The sequence below is a fragment of the Afifella marina DSM 2698 genome, assembly GCF_900102695.1.
GTDB lineage: Bacteria > Pseudomonadota > Alphaproteobacteria > Rhizobiales > Afifellaceae > Afifella > Afifella marina.
In genome coordinates, this window is the sequence record NZ_FMVW01000004.1 from 105,355 (window position 1) to 121,332 (window position 15,978).

The window sequence follows — 15,978 nt, forward strand, 5'->3', positions numbered from 1 at the left end:
CGCCTGAAACTTAACATGTTTAGAGTGGCATCTTGGGGTCGGCATGTGGCCGCGCGCCGCCCCTCGCCCGGGTCGAGCGCGCTTTGTCTTTCGGCGAGCCTTCTGCGCCCGGGGGCTGCGAAACCCGCACCTCGACGGGCTCGCTCAAGATGACTTGCCGATGCGGGAACGGGATGGCGACCCCCGCTTCCTTGAACGCGTCCCAGCAGGCGAGAAGCACCTTGCCGCGCACATTGGTGAGACCGTTCTGGGGATCGCGAATCCAGAAGCGAAGAATGAAATCGATGGAGGAGTCCCCGAACCCCGTCAGCCAGCAGACCGGCGGAGGGGCCTGATGAACACGCTCGACGGATTTCGCAGCTTCGATTGCAAGCCGGCTCACCTGGTGCGGATCGGAGGTGTATGCGACCCCGAAATGCACATCGAGGCGAATCAACGTGTCGGTGAAGGACCAGTTCACCACTTGCTGGGTGATGAAATCCTCGTTCGGAATCAGGAATTCCTTGCCGTCACGGGTGACGACGGAAACGAAACGGGCGCGCAGCTCCCGGATCCAGCCAAACGTCTCGCCGAGCGAAATCGTGTCCCCCGGTTTGATCGACTTGTCGAGAAGGATGATCATGCCGCTGATGAAGTTCGACACGACTTTCTGGAGGCCGAAGCCTATGCCGACACCGACCGCGCCGGAGAAGACCGTGAGCGCGGTCAGGTCCACACCGACGGCCGAGAGCGCTGTTGCCGCCGCCGCGATGATGAGTGCGAATTTGACGACTTTTCCAAGAAGCACGCGGATCGTGGGCGTCAGATCGCTCGCGCGTTCGAGCCGCTGCTCTACGAAATTGCCGAAGGTGACGGCGAGCCATAAGAGCCCGCTCAGAAGCAGCACAGCCTGGATCAGGAAGAGCAGCGATAGTCGGAAGGATCCGATCTGAAGGGCAGCGGCATCGAGCAATTCGGTCGCCTCATCAAGGAGGCCGGTGATGCGCAGGGCTACGAAAGCCCAGGCCAGGATGGCCACAATGCGGGCCACCGCTCGATTGCGGATGAGCTTCGAGATGACCGAGATCAAAACCCAGGCGGCCACGAGCGACGTCGCGATCAGCAAGAGGTAGGTGCGGCTCGGCCAGGTCACCGTTCGCATGACGGTCAGGACCGCCAGCAAAACGAGGGCAAGAACGATCCAACTGGTGCGTCGCAGGAGGAGTGCGAGAAATCTCAGAAGCCGAGGCTGACCTCGGATCGCCCTCACCCGTGGTTCGAGGCGCGCTTCAGCAAAGCGCCCGACGACAAAACTCAGAAGGATTGCGGCGACGATGATGGCGACCTGGATCAGCATCCAAGGACGCATGAGCATTTCGACGAAAGCCAGGAGGCCCGTCTCCGCATCGCCGAGCAAAGCGGCGACATTTCCGTCCAGCAGTTCGTCCAAGGGCGAGACCTTCAGCGTTCAACGAGATTCTTAACGCAGCCGGGCTCACAGACGATCCGCTAGAACGAGTGGAACGTCCACCGTTATGGTGCGGGAAAAAGCGTGTCGATGCGTCCCGTCCAGTAATAGGCAAGCAGTCCGACCCATTCGCGGAACGCAATATCGGTCCGCCGAAGTCCGTCACTCACGGTGGCAAAGGGGCGCAGCCAGTCATCCGGCGCTGCCCGGAAATCCACCGGATAGGCCGTGACCGGGAAGCCTGCGGCTCGAAACACGCCGACAGCACGCGGCATATGAAAAGCCGACGTCACCAGCCACCAGGTTTCATCCGCTCGCGGTTTGGCAATTTGCTTCGAGAAGCTGGCGTTTTCCGCCGTATTGCGCGAGTTGGATTCGATCGTCACGCGCTCCGGCGAGAGCCCGAAACGCTCGATCGCTTCTCCGACCAGTTCACCCTCCGTCTTCTTGGCCCCGCCGGTCAGCGCGCTGCTGCCGCCTGTGAAGACGATGCGGGCCTGCGGATAAGCCCGCGCAAGGCGCAAGAGTGCGAGAATGCGGTCCCCCGCTTCGGTCAGCTCAAGCCCGGCGTCGCGCTCGCCACTCACCCGATCAGAGAGGGCACCGCCCAAGACAATGATGCCGTCGGGCGCGGCGTTGTCCGATGCGGGCTGCTCGAAGCGGTTCTCCAGAGGAAGGATCAACCAGTTGGCCACGGGGCCAAGTCCACAGGCCAGAATGCCGACGAGCCCGACCGCCGCGATGACGGCACCGATGCGAAACGACCACAGCATCTGAAGCACGACGCCGAAGATCGTCAGAATGACGAGCGCGTTCGAGGGAGCGAGAAAGAAGCCCGCGACCTTTGAGATGATAAAGAACATCGTGTCCTGCCCGCTCGGGGAATCATCTCCGGGCTGGCCGAAGATGATGGCTCATATCACGGGAAGGCGTAGACGGAGCGTCCCGTCATGCGGAGCCTCATGCCGCTTCGTCCCATTCCGGTGCCCAATCCGGATCGATGGTGCGGCCATCCGGGCGAGCCAGCGCCGAGATTCGTCCCATTTCATCAGGGGTTAGAGCAAAGTCATAGATATCGTTGTTTTCATTTACTCTTTCTGCCTTCGAGGAGCGCGGTATTGCGACCACCCCCTCCTGCTGGATATGCCAGCGCAGAACGACCTGGGCGGATGTCCGCCCCTTTTCCTCGGCAATTTCCCGAACGACCTCTTCATCCAGGACGCTCCCGCGAGCGATCGGCGCATAGGACGTCAGAGCGAGGCCGTGTTTGCGGCAGGCCGCATGGACGATGCTCTGATTGAGGTAGGGATGGTATTCGACCTGGTTTGCGACGAGGGGCTCATCTGCGTGACGCATCGCGGCTTCGATAAGGGCGGCCGGGAAATTCGACACGCCGATATGTTTGGTCAGGCCCTGCTTCTTGGCCTTGCACAGGCTTTGGATCTGTTCGTCGAACGGGATCGACGGGCTCGGCCAATGGATCAGCACGAGATCGGCCTGGTCGATCTGAAGACGCTTCAGGCTTCCCTCGACAGATTTCTGGAAATCGCCGTCGCGTAGGTTCTCGTGCCAAACTTTGGTGGTTACGAAGATGTCGTCACGTGGGGTGACATGGTTCGCGAGGACGTCGCCGACAGCTTCCTCATTGTCGTAGGCTTCGGCAGTGTCGATGTGACGATAGCCGGCGTCGAGCGCCACCTCCACCATGTGGCGGCAGACATCGTCCCGCAGTCGCCAGGTTCCAAAACCGAGCGCCGGAATCTCGGCGCCGTTCGCCGTGACGGTGAGTGTCATGTCGTGCTCCTTTGTCTCTCGAAGCTCAACCTGGCGCGTCCAGGTCGGGCTTCAAGCCAGCAAGGGGCGCCGGTGGTCAGCTCTGCCGCGCGGCACGCCGGTTCTTCAATTCACGTTCAATCTTCTTGCCTTCGGCGCCCCGCTCCTCGACGCGCCGAAGCAGCCCATGAATGATGGAGCGTTCTTCGTCCTGCAGATCGGTCATAAGGGCACTCTCGGCGACGAGGTGCGCATGGTGTTCATAGATTTCGCGCAATTCGGGTTTGATGGAAGCCGCCGCGAGATCGCCCAAGGTGCGCAAAAGCGCTTCGTTCATCACGAAGACTTCCTTCCCCGCCTGACGGAGGGGGTTGATGACGGAGGCCACGACCACCTCAAAATGCATGGGCTGCGGAACCAGCATCACGTCGCGCTTTTCATTCCATTGGATTGCGGGGGTCAGATCGCGCCCGTCGAGCAACGCAAGCGAGGCCGCGAGATGGTTGGCGCAGGCGACCGCGGTAAAGACGTCGTTGACGCCGGGCGACAGCGCCCGCAACCCGATCTCGACCAGAAGCCTGAAACGGGCGGGCAGATCCTGGAAGTAGGTGCGCGACGAACCGAGAATGACCGCGTCACGCACAAGGCCCGCAAACCCGTCCGGCATCTCCTCGCAATCGATGCGTGCCAGAGGCTTGCGTTTGATGACGAAATCGCCCGGCTGCACCAGCATTTCGATCACGCGGATGCTGTCGTCGGCGGCGTCGACGATGGCCTCGTAGCTGACGGAGGAAACATACCCCTCTGCGTCTGCGAAAATGATGGCGCCATTGGCCGGCTTCGGCGCCGGCAGGGCGAGGGCTTCGGTCGATTTCGCATCCTTCAGGTGGGACTGGAGAGCGTCCTGCAGATTGCCGGCGACGCGCGCCACAATATGATCGACGCTAACCTGATCGGTGATGTGATTGACGAAGACGACGAGAAACGAAAGCGCCACGATGACGAGCAGGATGGCGACGCCGATCGAGATGGTGCGGGTCTCGATGAAGGTGCCAACGTAGTAGAGGATCGTCAGACTGTATGTGAAAACGGCGAGCTGCATCCCCAGCGTCAGCCGCGTCAGCCGATCCTGCCGCAAATCCTGAACGAGGCGCGGTCCTAGCGACGTCGCCGCCAGATTTCGGATCAGGAGAGACAGCGAATAGACGATCGAGGTCGCCGAGATCGTCGCTGCGGCGATCGTGCTCAAAATCGAACGTGCCGTATCCGGCTGGATCTCGCGGAAAAAGTGGTGCCCGAGCAATTCCTGCAGCGCGGTCCACTGGTCGAGCTCGAGCGCAATCAAAGCCGCAACACATCCCGCAGCACCGATGACAAGCGGGATGAACCAAAAGCTTGTCAGGATACTCTGCAGGCGGAAGCGCCATCGCTCCAGACGGAGGAGGCCGCGAATATCTAGAAACAAGGCCGGCCTACACTTTCCATCATCGAGCGCGTCTCTTGGTTCAGCTTAAGGGCAGAACGAGCGCCTTCCGTCCAGCGGGACGTTCCATGATCCGCGCGCAATAGGCCTCCAGGTTCGGTGCCGGCGCGCGTTCGAGCGGCAGGTTAAGCCACCGCAAGACGATCGCGCCTATGGCGATGTCGCCCATGGTGAACGTTTCCCCGCTGACGAAAGGCCGGTCGCTCAGCCATTCGTTGAGAATCGCGGCGCAGGCTTCACCCTTCTTTTGGCTGGTCGAGACGGCTGCATGGTCACGCGCGTCGTCCGGCTGACGAATGAGATTGTAGAATGCGGGACCGATCGCCGGCCCGAACGTCGTCGTTTGCCAGTCCATCCAACGGTCCGCATCGGCGCGAACTCTGAGGTCGTCCGGCCATAACGCGCCTGCGCTGTGCTGTGCACAGAGATAGCGAACGATCGCATTCGATTCCCACAGGACGAAACCATCATCCACCAGAACGGGAACGAGGCCGTTGGGATTCATTTTGCGGAATTCAGGGGTGTCGACATGTCCATGCTGACGTCCCGCCAAAACGAGATCGTAGGTGAGACCGATCTCGTCCAGGCAGAAAACCACTTTCTGGACATTGATCGAATTGGGGCGGCCGTAGATTTTAAGCATGCAGGAAGATGCGTCGCCGTGCAGCGCTCCGTCAATCATGGCGTGATGCGATCTTCGAAATCTCTGGGGGGAATGAAAAGGCTCGGCCTCTTCTGTGGGGCGGTTCGAGACGCCCTGTGTTGTGCCCCACCAGAGAATGCGCCGATTTTTCGCGTGTCTGGAGTGCCAGGAACGCAAGTCTAATTGTCGGCGAGACTGTGTTGAGGCACCAGATGGAAGTGGCGACCACAACAGCTTCGACGGGAGGCACCGTGGAAAACGACTCAAACCAGCAAACCGCGCCAAGCTCGATCCCCTGGCCGCCGATCATTGTGGCCGGCTCAGTGCTTGTTGGGTTGCTCCTCGCCTATATTGCGCCCCTGCCCTGGCCCGATGCAGACGGCGCCCTGCGGGGCCTCGGAGGCTTGATCGTTCTTGCCGCTCTCGGGATCGACCTTTGGGGCTACCGAACCTTTAGGCCGCATCAGACGACCCTGCGTCCCGACCGGGCGGCCTCCGCTCTCGTGACCGCAGGGCCGTTTCGATATTCGCGCAATCCATTTTACGTCGGCAACGTCATGCTTGTTGTCGGCCTCGGTCTCGCCTTCGCCAATTGGTGGCTCGTGTTGCTCGGGCCGGTCGCGTTGGTGCTGATGGATCGCCTCGCCGCACGGCCGGAGGAAAAGCACCTCGAAGATGCATTCGGTGCCGAATATCTCGCCTACAAGGCGCGCGTCGGCCGCTGGCTTTGAGCGACGCAGCGGGCATGACTGCCCGACAGGTTCAGAAGTTCGGCCAGAGCCCGCGGGTTGCAAGCTCGACGACGTTGCCGTCGGGATCTCGGAAATAGAGGCTGCGGCCGCCGCGCGGCCAGCTGACTTCGCTGAGGATGGCGATGTCGTTCGCCTGCAGGTGCCGCTTCCACTTACCGTAGGTGTCGGTGGCGATGCGGAAGGCGAAATGTGCCGGGCCCTCAGAATGATGGCCGGGAATCATTCCGCCCGCCGTCTTGGTGTCTTCCAGCGTATCGCCACGATGAAAGACGAGGAGAACTTCTGATGGACCTACCGCGTAGGTCATCATCCGCGACGTACCGGTCATACGCTCCAAACCGAGCGTTTCGCCGTAGAAGGTATGGGCAGCCGCCAAGTCCGCGACATAGACGGCTGTTTCCAGGATACCCTCGATCTTCGGGGCTGCGGCTTTCTCAACGTTCGTATCTGACATAGGCGGTCAATTTTCCAACTTGGTCATAAAGCGCACGTGCGCGCCGGTTCGAAGCCTCTGTCTGCCAGTAAACCTTGTCGGCATTCTGTGCTTCCGCTTCGGCGAAAACGGCGTCCATCAAAGCCCGGCCGGCACCGAGCCCGCGCGCGTCCGATGCGACGAAGAGGTCTTCGAGATAGAGCCGATCGGCGATCGCCCACGTTGCCGGATGAAAGAGACAATGGGCAAAACCGACAAGCCGGTCGGCATCGTAGGCGCCAAGCGCGAACATCGCGCTCTTTTCCAGAACCAGCCGACGCCACGTCACATCGCACACTTCCGGCGCGAGATCGACACCATAGAAGGCGAGATAGGCTTGCCACAGAGGCTCCCAGGCGGAACGGTCGGAGCCTTTCAATCTGCGGATATCAACCGACATTGGATCACAACCCTGTCTGACTTTTCAACCAGCGTCTCCAGGTCTTTTCGTCGCCGTTGAAGGCGTTGCGGTCAACAGCGCCCTTGATTCCGTCGACGCGACCGGTCGCCGTAAACTGCCAGAACAGGAACGGGCGGTTCTTGAAGCGCTCTTTCGGTTCGGCCGCGACGCTGCGCAGCCAGAACGGGTAATCCTTGTAGCGTCCTTCCAGGATGTCCTTATGGAAGTTGATGTCGGTGTAAATGATCGGCTTCTTGCCGGTGTGCTCTTCCATCGCCTTCAGGATCACATCGATCTTGGCGAGCGCCTCTTCCTTGGAGATTTTGTGAGGACAGCTCTGCGATTGATGATTCCATTCCAGGTCGAGAACGGGGGGAAGCTGGGTTTTATCCTGCGGCACGGCGAGCTGGTACCACAACGCCTGTTCGGCGGCCGTTCGGCACCAATACATGAAATGGTAGGCGCCGCGCGGCACGCCAGCACGAGCTGCGGCTTCCCAATTGTCGTAGAAGTTCTCGTCGACATGGTCGCCGCCCTCCGACACCTTGATGTAGGCGAAGCGAATGCCGTCGGCGCGGACCCGGTTCCAGTCGATATCTCCCTGATATTTGGAGATGTCGATGCCTTGGACAGGCATGGCATGGGCGCGTGCCACGCCCGGATGCGGATCTGAATCGGGCAGATATTTGATTGCAGCTCCGCCACAGCCCGCCAGCAGGAGGGCTGCGAAAAAAGCAGGCGCCAGCCTGCGGTACGAAACGGGAAATGCGCGCGTCATGTAAGCCGTCCCCAAGGATCGGCCCTTCATGGACGGTTAGCCTTTATCGGTCGTTAATGACGCACCCTGGAAGCCCGGCCGCGGAGCAATCTTTTTTGTGCGTGGCATCGGCGCGGTCACGAGATGGCAAACCACCAAGCGGCAAGGCCCAAAAATGCGAAGAAACCGACCACGTCCGTAACGGTGGTGACGAAGACGGACGATGCGATCGCCGGATCGGCGCCGGCCTTTTCCAAAGCGAGCGGAATGAGAATGCCGGCGAGCCCCGCGGCCACCATGTTGATGATCATGGCGACGGCAATAATCCCGCCCAGCTGGGTGCTGGAGAACCATAAGGACGCTACGACGCCTATGATGATCGCGAAGAGCACGCCATTGGCGAGGCCGACGAGGGCTTCCCTCGAGATGAAGCGTATCGGATTGATGGTTTCGATATCACGTGTCGCCAGAGCCCGGACGGCCACCGTCATGGTCTGAGTGCCGGCATTGCCGCCCATCGAGGCGACAATCGGCATGAGCACGGCAAGGGCCACCATCTGAGAGATGGTGCCATCGAAAAGGCCGATGACCGCCGATGCCAGCAGCGCCGTGCCGAGGTTGAGCAGCAGCCAAATGAAGCGAGAGCGAACGGCGCTGACAAAGGTGTCCGTCAGTTCTTCGTCGCCGACACCCGCGAGGCGCTTGATATCTTCGTCGGCCTCTTCCTCGATGACGTCGACGATATCGTCAATGGTGATCACACCGACGAGCCGATCGCTTTCGTCGACGACACCGACGGAGAGAAGGTTGTAGCGCTCGAACAGACGAGCGACCTCTTCCTGGTCGTCGGTCGCGGAGACCGAATGGGTGACTTCGCCCATGATCTCTTCGATGCGCACGGGCCGCTTCGTACGCAGCAGGCGATCGAGCGACACCGTGCCGAGGAAACAGAACCGCGGGTCGACCACGAAGACTTCTGTGAAATCATCAGGCAGCCGATCATCTTCGCGAAGAAAATCGATCGTCTGCCCGACGGTCCAGAAGGGAGGAACCGCGATGAAGCGGGTCGTCATGCGACGCCCGGCCGATTCCTCCGGATAGTCGAAAGAGCGCTCCAGCTTGATTCGTTCGGCAAGCGGCAGCGCGGCAAGGATCTCCTCACGATCCTCGTCGGCGAGATCCTCAAGGATGCCGATCGCATCGTCCGAATCGAGCTCGCGGACAGCTTCGGCGATGGCCGTGTTTGGGATCGTTTCGAGAATCTCGTCGCGGACGGTTTCGTCGACCTCCGTCAGGGCCGTCCAGTCGAAATCGCCGCCCATGAGGGCAATCAGCGCCTCGCGTTCTTCGCGGCTAAGCGCCTGCAGAACATCGCCGAGATCTGATTCGTGGAGATCGCCGATCAGAACACGCAATCGCTCGGCGTTGCTCGTTTCGATCGCCTCCGAGACCGCCGCCAGGTAGGCGCCGTTGAGCGAGCCTTCCTCGTCGCGAACTTGCGGAAGCGCCGTCTCTTCGTCTTCGCGGGGGAGCGTATCTGTCTGCATCGCACGTCTTTAGGGCTGCGGCTCGGCCGGGTCCAGCGGAGCCCGCCAGAAACGCCGGTGTTGCAGACAATAAAAAAAGGTGGCCGAAGCCACCTTTTTAAATTGGTGCGGTCGAGAGGACTCGAACCTCCACGGGTTGCCCCACAGCGACCTCAACGCTGCGCGTCTACCAGTTCCGCCACGACCGCGAAATCCTGCGCCGGTCAAGCCAGCGCGCGGTCATGTAGCAAATGGTCGGACCCGAAACAAGGCCAGTCTCGCGAGAAGATGCGCTTTCCCAAAATGACGCGGTCGGACGGGGCTTGAAGGCGTCGTCCGCACGAGGTGGCCGTCCCCTCGGCTTTGCCTCCTCGGGCCCTTGCAACCCCTCGCCTTTGCCCCCTCTCGCCTTTGTTTGCGCTGAGGATTATGTGATCCCCATGACCTCATTGCCTGAAGCCCCCGTGCGGGGCGTCCAATCTCTTGCCGAAAGTGAGAGACAGACCGAAAGCCTGTGGCCCGATCATGAAGAAGCGCCGGTCGAGCTGAAAATTTCAGGCGAACCGATTCCGTACGAGGCCGCGCTGACCTTCATGGAAGAGCGCGCTGCCGCGATTCGCGCTAGAGAGGCTCCAGAATGCCTGTGGCTTCTTGAGCATCCCCCGCTCTACACCGCCGGAACGAGCGCTCGCGCTCAAGACCTTCTGACGCCTGAGCGTTTTCCGGTCTTCAAGACCGGCAGAGGCGGGCAATACACCTATCATGGGCCCGGTCAGCGGGTCGCCTATGTGATGCTCGACCTGGAAAGGCGGCAGAGGGATATCCGCGTCTATGTGCGCTGCCTGGAGGCGTGGCTTATCTCTGCGCTGGCACGCTTCGGGGTCACCGGAGAACGCCGGGACGGCCGGGTGGGAATCTGGGTGCAAAGGCCGGATAAGCCGGCGCTCTTCGACGGTTCCCCAGCCGAAGACAAGATCGTGGCCCTGGGCGTGCGGGTCCGGCGCTGGGTCACCTTTCACGGGATATCACTCAACGTGGCCCCGGATCTTGAGCATTTCTCCGGGATCGTCCCTTGCGGAATCACGGGCTACGGCGTCACCAGCCTCAAAGATCTCGGCATCTCTGCGAATATGGCTGATGCGGATAAGGCTCTCATCGAGGCCTTCGAGGAAGTTTTCGGCTCCCTCGCCCGCAATCGGTAAGAGCGCGCACGACCAGGAGCTACGGCGCGGCCATCACCGTCCAGGTCTTGGCCGTCTTGCGAATGTAGAGGTAGGTGCGACTTTGTTCCGGCTCGTTGCCGGCAGGCGCGAGCTGAACCGTCACGGAGACCCGGGTCAGGTTGTCGGGCAACCCCGGCTCCTTCAAGGTCTCGAGAAACGCCTGCTGAACGGCCTGACGGGCCTCGAAAAAGGACAGAGGCCGGCTTTCGGGTGTCAGGAGGACTTTCACGTGCCCCTCGCGGGGATCGTCCTCGGGCATGAAATGCAGGCGCACATTGGCCACTCTGTCGCTGGAGTGATCCGCAGCAAAGATGGCATTGCGACCGTCCAAAGGTCTGCCGGCCGCCAGGCCCGATGCTGTGACCGCAGCGAGTGCGAGCCCGCAGAAGAGCGCCAAGCGCAGCCTTGAGCCTCTAGAAGACGGCATCACCCCAACCCGTTCGCCTTGCAGGCGCAAGCCGATCCTAACGACGAGTTGAAACGTTAATTCAAAATTAACTCAATGTTAACGATCGAAATGCTCCACGCGGAAGGGCCCGCTTTGAGGCTTATCGGCTGCAACTACCTGTACCGCGTCAACGAAGGCCAGAGCCGGGCCGGAGTGCAACGCGGCGAGCATCTTGTCGACGTCATCGACCGAGCCCGTAAACACGGCCTCCACGGCCCCGTCACTCCGGTTAGCGACCCAGCCGGAAAGGCCGAGATCCCTCGCCTTCCCCTTGGTCCACGCCCGGTAAGATACGCCCTGGACGCGTCCTGTTATGACCACTCGAACGGTCTTTTCTGCCACGATCACTTTGCCTTTGAGGTTATTGTGCTGCGTCGGCGAAGAGGGAACCTTGGCGCAGGTGCTCTTCGCTCTCTTGGATCCAGTCCCGCACAATCGGCACGGCATCCCTCTGGCGGGACAGGATGAGCTGGAAAACCATGTTGGAGCCGTGCACGAAGCCGAGCTCCACTGCCGCCAGATAGAATTCCCACATCCGCACGAAGCGCTCGTCCATTAACTCGATTGCCCTGTCGCGGTTCGCCTGGAAACGATTGGACCATTCTCTGATCGTGTAGGCGTAGTGGAGGCGCAGCACCTCCGCGTCGCAGACCCAAAGCCTGTTGCGCTGAGTCGACGCGAAAACCTCCGATATGGCGGGCACATAGCCGCCTGGGAAAATGTACTTGTTGAGGAATGGCCCCGTGATTCCCGGCGGTGACATGCGGCCGATCGAGTGCAGCACCATGAAACCGTCGAGCTTCAACAGACTGAAAACCTTGCGAAAGAAGGCGTCGTAGAAGCGATAGCCGACATGCTCGAACATTCCGACCGAGACGATGCGGTCATATTCGCCTTCGATTTCGCGGTAATCCTTCTCGACGAATTTGACCCGGTCGGACAGACCTTTTTCTTCGACCCAGCGGCGGGCCGCCGCGAGCTGTTCCGTTGCCGGATTGACGCCGGTGACCTCGACATCGAAGGTCTCGGCCAGGAAGATCGCAAGACCTCCCCATCCGGACCCGATCTCCAGGACCTTCATTCCGGGCTGGAGCCGAAGTTTCGCACCGATATGGCGCAGCTTGGCGAGCTGCGCCTCCTCAAGTGTCTCATTCTCCGGGTCGCGCCAATAAGCGCAGGAATACTGCATCCGTTCGTCGAGAAAGAGGCGGTAGACGTCCTCCTTGACGTTGTAATGATGCTTGGCGTTCTGCTTCGACCGGCCCGGCATATTGTTTTGATGCCAGCGTCTCAGGGCACGGTAGCCGGTGTTGACGACTGTTTGGGCCGGGTGTGCCGAAAGGTAGTCCTGATTGATCGAGAAGAGCCTCAAGAAGTCATGGACGGTAGCGCCGTTTTCAAATGTCAGAGTCCCGTCCATGTAGGCTTCCGGAGCGACGAGCTCCGGATTCAACGCCATCTGCCAATGCAGTTTCGGATCATGCAGGCGCATGGTCACAACCGGGCCGGGCTTCTCGCCGCCAAAAAGATGCTCGCGACCTTGTGCGTCGATGAGAGTGAGCCGGCCACTGCGCACGAACTGTCGAAGGATGCTTTTCAGGAGCCACATCGGGGATAAGTCTCCCTTTTTGTCACACCCAATTTTATCGCGCGCAATCTGACGAGTGAAACCCCCTCCCGGTTGTGATCATTCAGGCGGCTTATTCGAACTCGATGAGCACCTGATCGAAGGCCACGACGTCGCCCGGAGCCGCGCAGATCTTTTTGATGACGACATCGCGCTCGGCCCGGAGCACGTTCTCCATCTTCATCGCCTCGACGGTGGCGAGAGTCTCGCCGGCCTCGACCTTTTGTCCTTCCTCAACTGGAAGCGACACGACGATCCCCGGCATTGGACAGGCCAGGCGATTGTCGAGCTCGCTCACCGCCTTTTCGGGCATGTGGCGGTAGATCTGGCCGACCGAGGGACGCAGGAGCTGCGTCATTCGGGCGACACCGCGACGCTCGACACGCAAGGCAGCACCGCGGCGTTCGATCTGGGCGAACACCTCCTTGTCGTCGACGATGCCGTGCCAAAGGAGATCGCCCGGCTTCCAGGCCGTCACCACCCGATGCTCGATGCCGTCGACGATCATTTCGACGTCGAACGGGATCGAGGGCATCCCCGATGTGATGGTGATGTCGACGGCCTCACCGTCGATCAAAACCACCCAATCGGGGCGAATGGTGCCGGGATGCGGACGCAAGCGCCCCGAAAGATCGTCCAGCCGAACGCGCTCGATCAATTGAACGCAGGTAGCGATGGCCGCGAGAATCCTCAGATCCTCGTCGGTTGCATCGGCACCTTCGAAGCTCTTGCCGTATTCTTCGGCGATGAAGGCGGTGGAGAGATCGCCGCGGCGGAAGCGCGGATGCGCCATCAGACCGCTCAAAAAGGCGATGTTGTTGCGAATACCGGTGATCGTGAACGCGTCGAGCGCATCCGACATGACGTCGATCGCCTTTTCGCGTGCGGCCGTGCCCTCACCCTCTGCATAGGTGCAGAGCTTTGCGATCATCGGATCGTAAAAGAGGGTGATCTCGGAGCCTTCCACGACACCCGTATCATTGCGGATGATGGTGCCTTCATGCGCGGCATCCTCCGGTGGGCGATAGCGGCGCAAGCGACCTGTCGAGGGGAGAAACCCGCGGAACGGATCCTCGGCGTAGAGGCGAGCTTCAATCGCCCATCCCTTCAGAACGACGTCTTCCTGCGCAAGCGGGAGCTTTTCGCCGTCAGCGACGCGAATCATCAATTCGACCAGATCGAGGCCGGTGACGAGCTCTGTCACCGGATGCTCCACTTGCAGCCGGGTGTTCATTTCCAGGAAATAGAAATTGCGATCGCGGTCGACGATGAACTCGACTGTGCCGGCCGTTTCATATCCGACGGCGGCCGCGAGAGCGCAGGCCTGAGCCCCCATTGCGGCGCGCGTCTCCGGATCGAGGAAGGAAGACGGCGCCTCCTCGATCACCTTCTGGTTGCGCCTTTGAATGGAGCATTCGCGTTCGCCCAGATGGATTACGTTGCCATGCTTGTCGGCCAGGACCTGGATTTCGATGTGACGGGGCTGCTCGACGAATTTCTCGATGAAAATTCGTTCGTCGCCGAAGGAGGATTTGGCTTCACGCCGCGCAAGATCGAAACCCTCGCGCACTTCCTGCTCGTTCCAGGCCACGCGCATGCCCTTGCCGCCACCGCCCGCGGATGCCTTCAGCATGACCGGCAGGCCGATTTCGGCAGAGATACGCACGGCCTCATCGCCGCTTTCGATCAGGCCCATATGACCGGGCACCACACTCACTCCCGCCTCTTTGGCGACCTTTTTGGAGGTAATCTTGTCGCCCATGGCTTCGATGGCACCGATCGGGGGGCCGATGAAGACGATGCCGGCCTCGGCCAGAGCCTTGGCGAAGTTCGCGTTTTCTGAGAGGAAACCGTAGCCCGGATGAACGGCTTCGGCGCCGGTCTGGCGGCAAGCCTCGATGATCTTGTCGAGCTTCAGATAGCTTTCAGAAGCGGGAGCCGGGCCGATCGCGACTTTCTCGTCCGCCATCTCCACATGCAGCGCGTTTCGGTCCGCTTCCGAATAGACCGCAACAGTGGCAATTCCCATCTTCTGGGCTGAACGAATGATGCGGCAGGCGATCTCGCCGCGATTGGCGATCAATATCTTACGGAACATTCGAGAAAACTTCCCCCCTCTTGCGGTGGTGCCCGTTTATGTGAGCAAGGCGCGCCTCGACAAGCGAAAAGAGCGCAAGCCCGGCGTCGGGTCAAAGTGGCTTTGCCGACGAAAATGCATCTGATCCATGCGGCGTGGCCTTGTCGAGAAGCGATTGCCTTGCAAATGGACCTGCAGACTTTGGAGGAGTTCCCAATATGGATGTGCGCGCCGCGGTGGCCTTTGAGGCCGGCAAACCCCTCGAGATCACCAATGTCCAGCTCGAGGGCCCGAGAGAGGGCGAAGTGCTGGTCGAGGTGAAGGCGACCGGAATTTGCCACACCGACGAATTCACATTGTCTGGTGCAGATCCCGAAGGGCTCTTTCCCTCGATTCTCGGGCACGAGGGCGCCGGCGTCGTCGTCGATGTCGGGCCCGGTGTCACGAGCGTCAAAACGGGCGATCACGTCATTCCGCTCTATACGCCCGAATGCCGCGAATGCCCCTCCTGCCTGTCCCGCAAGACCAACCTCTGCACGGCGATCCGTTCCACGCAGGGTCAGGGATTGATGCCCGACGGGACCTCGCGGTTCTCCATCGATGGCAAGCCGCTGCACCACTACATGGGCACGTCGACCTTTGCGAATTTCACCGTGCTGCCCGAGATTGCGGTGGCGAAAGTGCGCGAGGACGCCCCCTTCGACAAGATCTGCTACATCGGCTGTGGGGTCACGACAGGCGTCGGAGCCGTCGTCAACACTGCAAAAGTCGAGCCCGGGGCCACTGCCGTCGTCTTCGGCCTCGGCGGGATCGGCCTCAACGTCATCCAGGGGCTGCGGCTCGTCGGGGCGGACATGATCATCGGCGTCGATCTTAACAATTCCAAGAAAGAGTGGGGTGAGCGCTTCGGCATGACGCATTTCGTCAATCCGAAGGAGATTGGCGAGGATCTCGTCCCTTATCTCGTGAACCTGACGAAGCGTGGCGCAGACCAGATCGGCGGAGCCGACTACACGTTCGACTGCACCGGCAATGTCACCGTCATGCGTCAGGCGCTCGAATCGGCGCACCGTGGTTGGGGTCAGTCGATCGTCATCGGCGTGGCACCTGCGGGCGCGGAGATTTCCACGCGGCCCTTCCAACTGGTGACAGGCCGCACCTGGAAAGGCACGGCATTCGGCGGCGCACGGGGGCGGACCGATGTTCCCAAAATCGTCGACTGGTACATGGAGGGAAAAATCGACATCGACCCGATGATCACGCACCTCTTGTCTCTCGAAGAGATCAATCGCGGCTTCGATCTGATGCATTCGGGCGAATCGATTCGCAGCGTCGTCGTCTATTGAGGCG

Annotated in this window: 16 protein-coding genes and 1 tRNA gene; 3 read left to right on the plus strand and 14 right to left on the minus strand. The window is 60.8% G+C overall.

What is annotated here, in order from left to right:
- Window positions 1–19 precede the first annotated feature (19 nt).
- The 5 genes from BLP76_RS10250 to BLP76_RS10270 form a co-directional block, all read right to left on the minus strand.
- Complete coding sequence (locus BLP76_RS10250) at window positions 20–1,354, minus strand: mechanosensitive ion channel family protein (RefSeq protein ID WP_092812776.1); 1,335 nt, start codon at window positions 1,352–1,354, stop codon at window positions 20–22.
- A gap of 158 nt (window positions 1,355–1,512) precedes the next feature.
- On the minus strand, window positions 1,513–2,310 hold the full coding sequence (locus BLP76_RS10255; protein WP_092812302.1) for a YdcF family protein: 798 nt from the start codon (window positions 2,308–2,310) through the stop codon (window positions 1,513–1,515).
- A gap of 97 nt (window positions 2,311–2,407) precedes the next feature.
- On the minus strand, window positions 2,408–3,241 hold the full coding sequence (locus BLP76_RS10260) for an aldo/keto reductase (RefSeq protein ID WP_092812304.1): 834 nt from the start codon (window positions 3,239–3,241) through the stop codon (window positions 2,408–2,410).
- 76 nt (window positions 3,242–3,317) lie between these two features.
- Window positions 3,318–4,685 (minus strand): DUF2254 domain-containing protein, encoded by a 1,368-nt coding sequence (locus BLP76_RS10265; protein ID WP_092812306.1) that lies wholly within the window; start codon window positions 4,683–4,685, stop codon window positions 3,318–3,320.
- Between the two features lie 40 nt (window positions 4,686–4,725).
- Entirely contained in the window at window positions 4,726–5,346 is a 621-nt protein-coding gene (locus BLP76_RS10270) for a glutathione S-transferase family protein (protein WP_092812779.1), read from the minus strand.
- Between the two features lie 251 nt (window positions 5,347–5,597).
- On the opposite strand from BLP76_RS10270, the gene BLP76_RS10275 reads away from it, so the two are divergent.
- Window positions 5,598–6,077 (plus strand): methyltransferase family protein, encoded by a 480-nt coding sequence (locus BLP76_RS10275; protein WP_244514539.1) that lies wholly within the window; start codon window positions 5,598–5,600, stop codon window positions 6,075–6,077.
- Between the two features lie 31 nt (window positions 6,078–6,108).
- Here the strand turns inward: BLP76_RS10275 and BLP76_RS10280 are convergent, their stop codons facing one another.
- The 5 genes from BLP76_RS10280 to BLP76_RS10300 all read right to left on the minus strand — a co-directional run bounded on the left by BLP76_RS10280 (window position 6,109) and on the right by BLP76_RS10300 (window position 9,462).
- Window positions 6,109–6,552 (minus strand): VOC family protein, encoded by a 444-nt coding sequence (locus tag BLP76_RS10280; RefSeq protein WP_092812310.1) that lies wholly within the window; start codon window positions 6,550–6,552, stop codon window positions 6,109–6,111.
- The gene (locus tag BLP76_RS10285; RefSeq protein ID WP_092812312.1) at window positions 6,533–6,970 is read right to left on the minus strand and encodes a GNAT family N-acetyltransferase; all 438 of its coding nucleotides are present in this window, start codon (window positions 6,968–6,970) and stop codon (window positions 6,533–6,535) included. The genes BLP76_RS10280 and BLP76_RS10285 overlap by 20 nt, the downstream gene beginning before the upstream one ends.
- A 4-nt stretch (window positions 6,971–6,974) precedes the next feature.
- Window positions 6,975–7,748, minus strand: a complete 774-nt coding sequence (locus tag BLP76_RS10290) for a glycoside hydrolase family 25 protein (RefSeq protein WP_092812314.1) — start codon at window positions 7,746–7,748, stop codon at window positions 6,975–6,977.
- A gap of 116 nt (window positions 7,749–7,864) precedes the next feature.
- On the minus strand, window positions 7,865–9,274 hold the full coding sequence (gene mgtE / locus BLP76_RS10295) for a magnesium transporter (protein WP_092812316.1): 1,410 nt from the start codon (window positions 9,272–9,274) through the stop codon (window positions 7,865–7,867).
- 103 nt (window positions 9,275–9,377) lie between these two features.
- A tRNA-Leu gene (locus BLP76_RS10300) sits at window positions 9,378–9,462 on the minus strand.
- 231 nt (window positions 9,463–9,693) lie between these two features.
- On the opposite strand from BLP76_RS10300, the gene lipB reads away from it, so the two are divergent.
- Window positions 9,694–10,455: a lipoyl(octanoyl) transferase LipB gene (lipB, locus tag BLP76_RS10305; protein ID WP_092812318.1), complete on the plus strand. Its 762-nt coding sequence runs from the start codon at window positions 9,694–9,696 to the stop codon at window positions 10,453–10,455.
- Window positions 10,456–10,474: 19 nt separating this feature from the next.
- Here the strand turns inward: lipB and BLP76_RS10310 are convergent, their stop codons facing one another.
- From BLP76_RS10310 to BLP76_RS10325, 4 genes are all read right to left on the minus strand, one after another.
- Window positions 10,475–10,873, minus strand: coding sequence for a hypothetical protein (locus BLP76_RS10310; RefSeq protein ID WP_092812320.1), 399 nt, complete (start codon window positions 10,871–10,873; stop codon window positions 10,475–10,477).
- Window positions 10,874–10,981: 108 nt separating this feature from the next.
- The gene (locus tag BLP76_RS10315; RefSeq protein ID WP_171904388.1) at window positions 10,982–11,371 is read right to left on the minus strand and encodes an acylphosphatase; all 390 of its coding nucleotides are present in this window, start codon (window positions 11,369–11,371) and stop codon (window positions 10,982–10,984) included.
- Window positions 11,286–12,533 carry an SAM-dependent methyltransferase gene (locus BLP76_RS10320; protein WP_092812324.1) on the minus strand — a complete coding sequence of 416 codons (1,248 nt, stop codon included), beginning with the start codon at window positions 12,531–12,533 and terminating at the stop codon, window positions 11,286–11,288. The genes BLP76_RS10315 and BLP76_RS10320 overlap by 86 nt, the downstream gene beginning before the upstream one ends.
- Window positions 12,534–12,624: 91 nt before the next feature.
- On the minus strand, window positions 12,625–14,649 hold the full coding sequence (locus BLP76_RS10325) for an acetyl-CoA carboxylase biotin carboxylase subunit (protein WP_092812326.1): 2,025 nt from the start codon (window positions 14,647–14,649) through the stop codon (window positions 12,625–12,627).
- A 197-nt stretch (window positions 14,650–14,846) separates the two neighbouring features.
- On the opposite strand from BLP76_RS10325, the gene BLP76_RS10330 reads away from it, so the two are divergent.
- Window positions 14,847–15,974, plus strand: coding sequence for an S-(hydroxymethyl)glutathione dehydrogenase/class III alcohol dehydrogenase (locus BLP76_RS10330; protein WP_092812328.1), 1,128 nt, complete (start codon window positions 14,847–14,849; stop codon window positions 15,972–15,974).
- Window positions 15,975–15,978 lie beyond the last annotated feature (4 nt).

Excerpts from the sequence above, each read along its gene's own strand:
- BLP76_RS10315 (WP_171904388.1), bottom strand. The coding sequence starts at position 11,371 with ATGCCGTGCCGATTGTGCGGGACTGGATCCAAGAGAGCGAAGAGCACC.
- BLP76_RS10250 (WP_092812776.1), bottom strand. The coding sequence starts at position 1,354 with ATGCTCATGCGTCCTTGGATGCTGATCCAGGTCGCCATCATCGTCGCC.
- BLP76_RS10325 (WP_092812326.1), bottom strand. The coding sequence starts at position 14,649 with ATGTTCCGTAAGATATTGATCGCCAATCGCGGCGAGATCGCCTGCCGC.
- BLP76_RS10290 (WP_092812314.1), bottom strand. The coding sequence starts at position 7,748 with ATGACGCGCGCATTTCCCGTTTCGTACCGCAGGCTGGCGCCTGCTTTT.
- BLP76_RS10330 (WP_092812328.1), top strand. The coding sequence starts at position 14,847 with ATGGATGTGCGCGCCGCGGTGGCCTTTGAGGCCGGCAAACCCCTCGAG.
- BLP76_RS10320 (WP_092812324.1), bottom strand. The coding sequence starts at position 12,533 with ATGTGGCTCCTGAAAAGCATCCTTCGACAGTTCGTGCGCAGTGGCCGG.
- BLP76_RS10280 (WP_092812310.1), bottom strand. The coding sequence starts at position 6,552 with ATGTCAGATACGAACGTTGAGAAAGCCGCAGCCCCGAAGATCGAGGGT.
- BLP76_RS10255 (WP_092812302.1), bottom strand. The coding sequence starts at position 2,310 with ATGTTCTTTATCATCTCAAAGGTCGCGGGCTTCTTTCTCGCTCCCTCG.
- BLP76_RS10285 (WP_092812312.1), bottom strand. The coding sequence starts at position 6,970 with ATGTCGGTTGATATCCGCAGATTGAAAGGCTCCGACCGTTCCGCCTGG.
- mgtE (WP_092812316.1), bottom strand. The coding sequence starts at position 9,274 with ATGCAGACAGATACGCTCCCCCGCGAAGACGAAGAGACGGCGCTTCCG.
- lipB (WP_092812318.1), top strand. The coding sequence starts at position 9,694 with ATGACCTCATTGCCTGAAGCCCCCGTGCGGGGCGTCCAATCTCTTGCC.
- BLP76_RS10260 (WP_092812304.1), bottom strand. The coding sequence starts at position 3,241 with ATGACACTCACCGTCACGGCGAACGGCGCCGAGATTCCGGCGCTCGGT.
- BLP76_RS10270 (WP_092812779.1), bottom strand. The coding sequence starts at position 5,346 with ATGCTTAAAATCTACGGCCGCCCCAATTCGATCAATGTCCAGAAAGTG.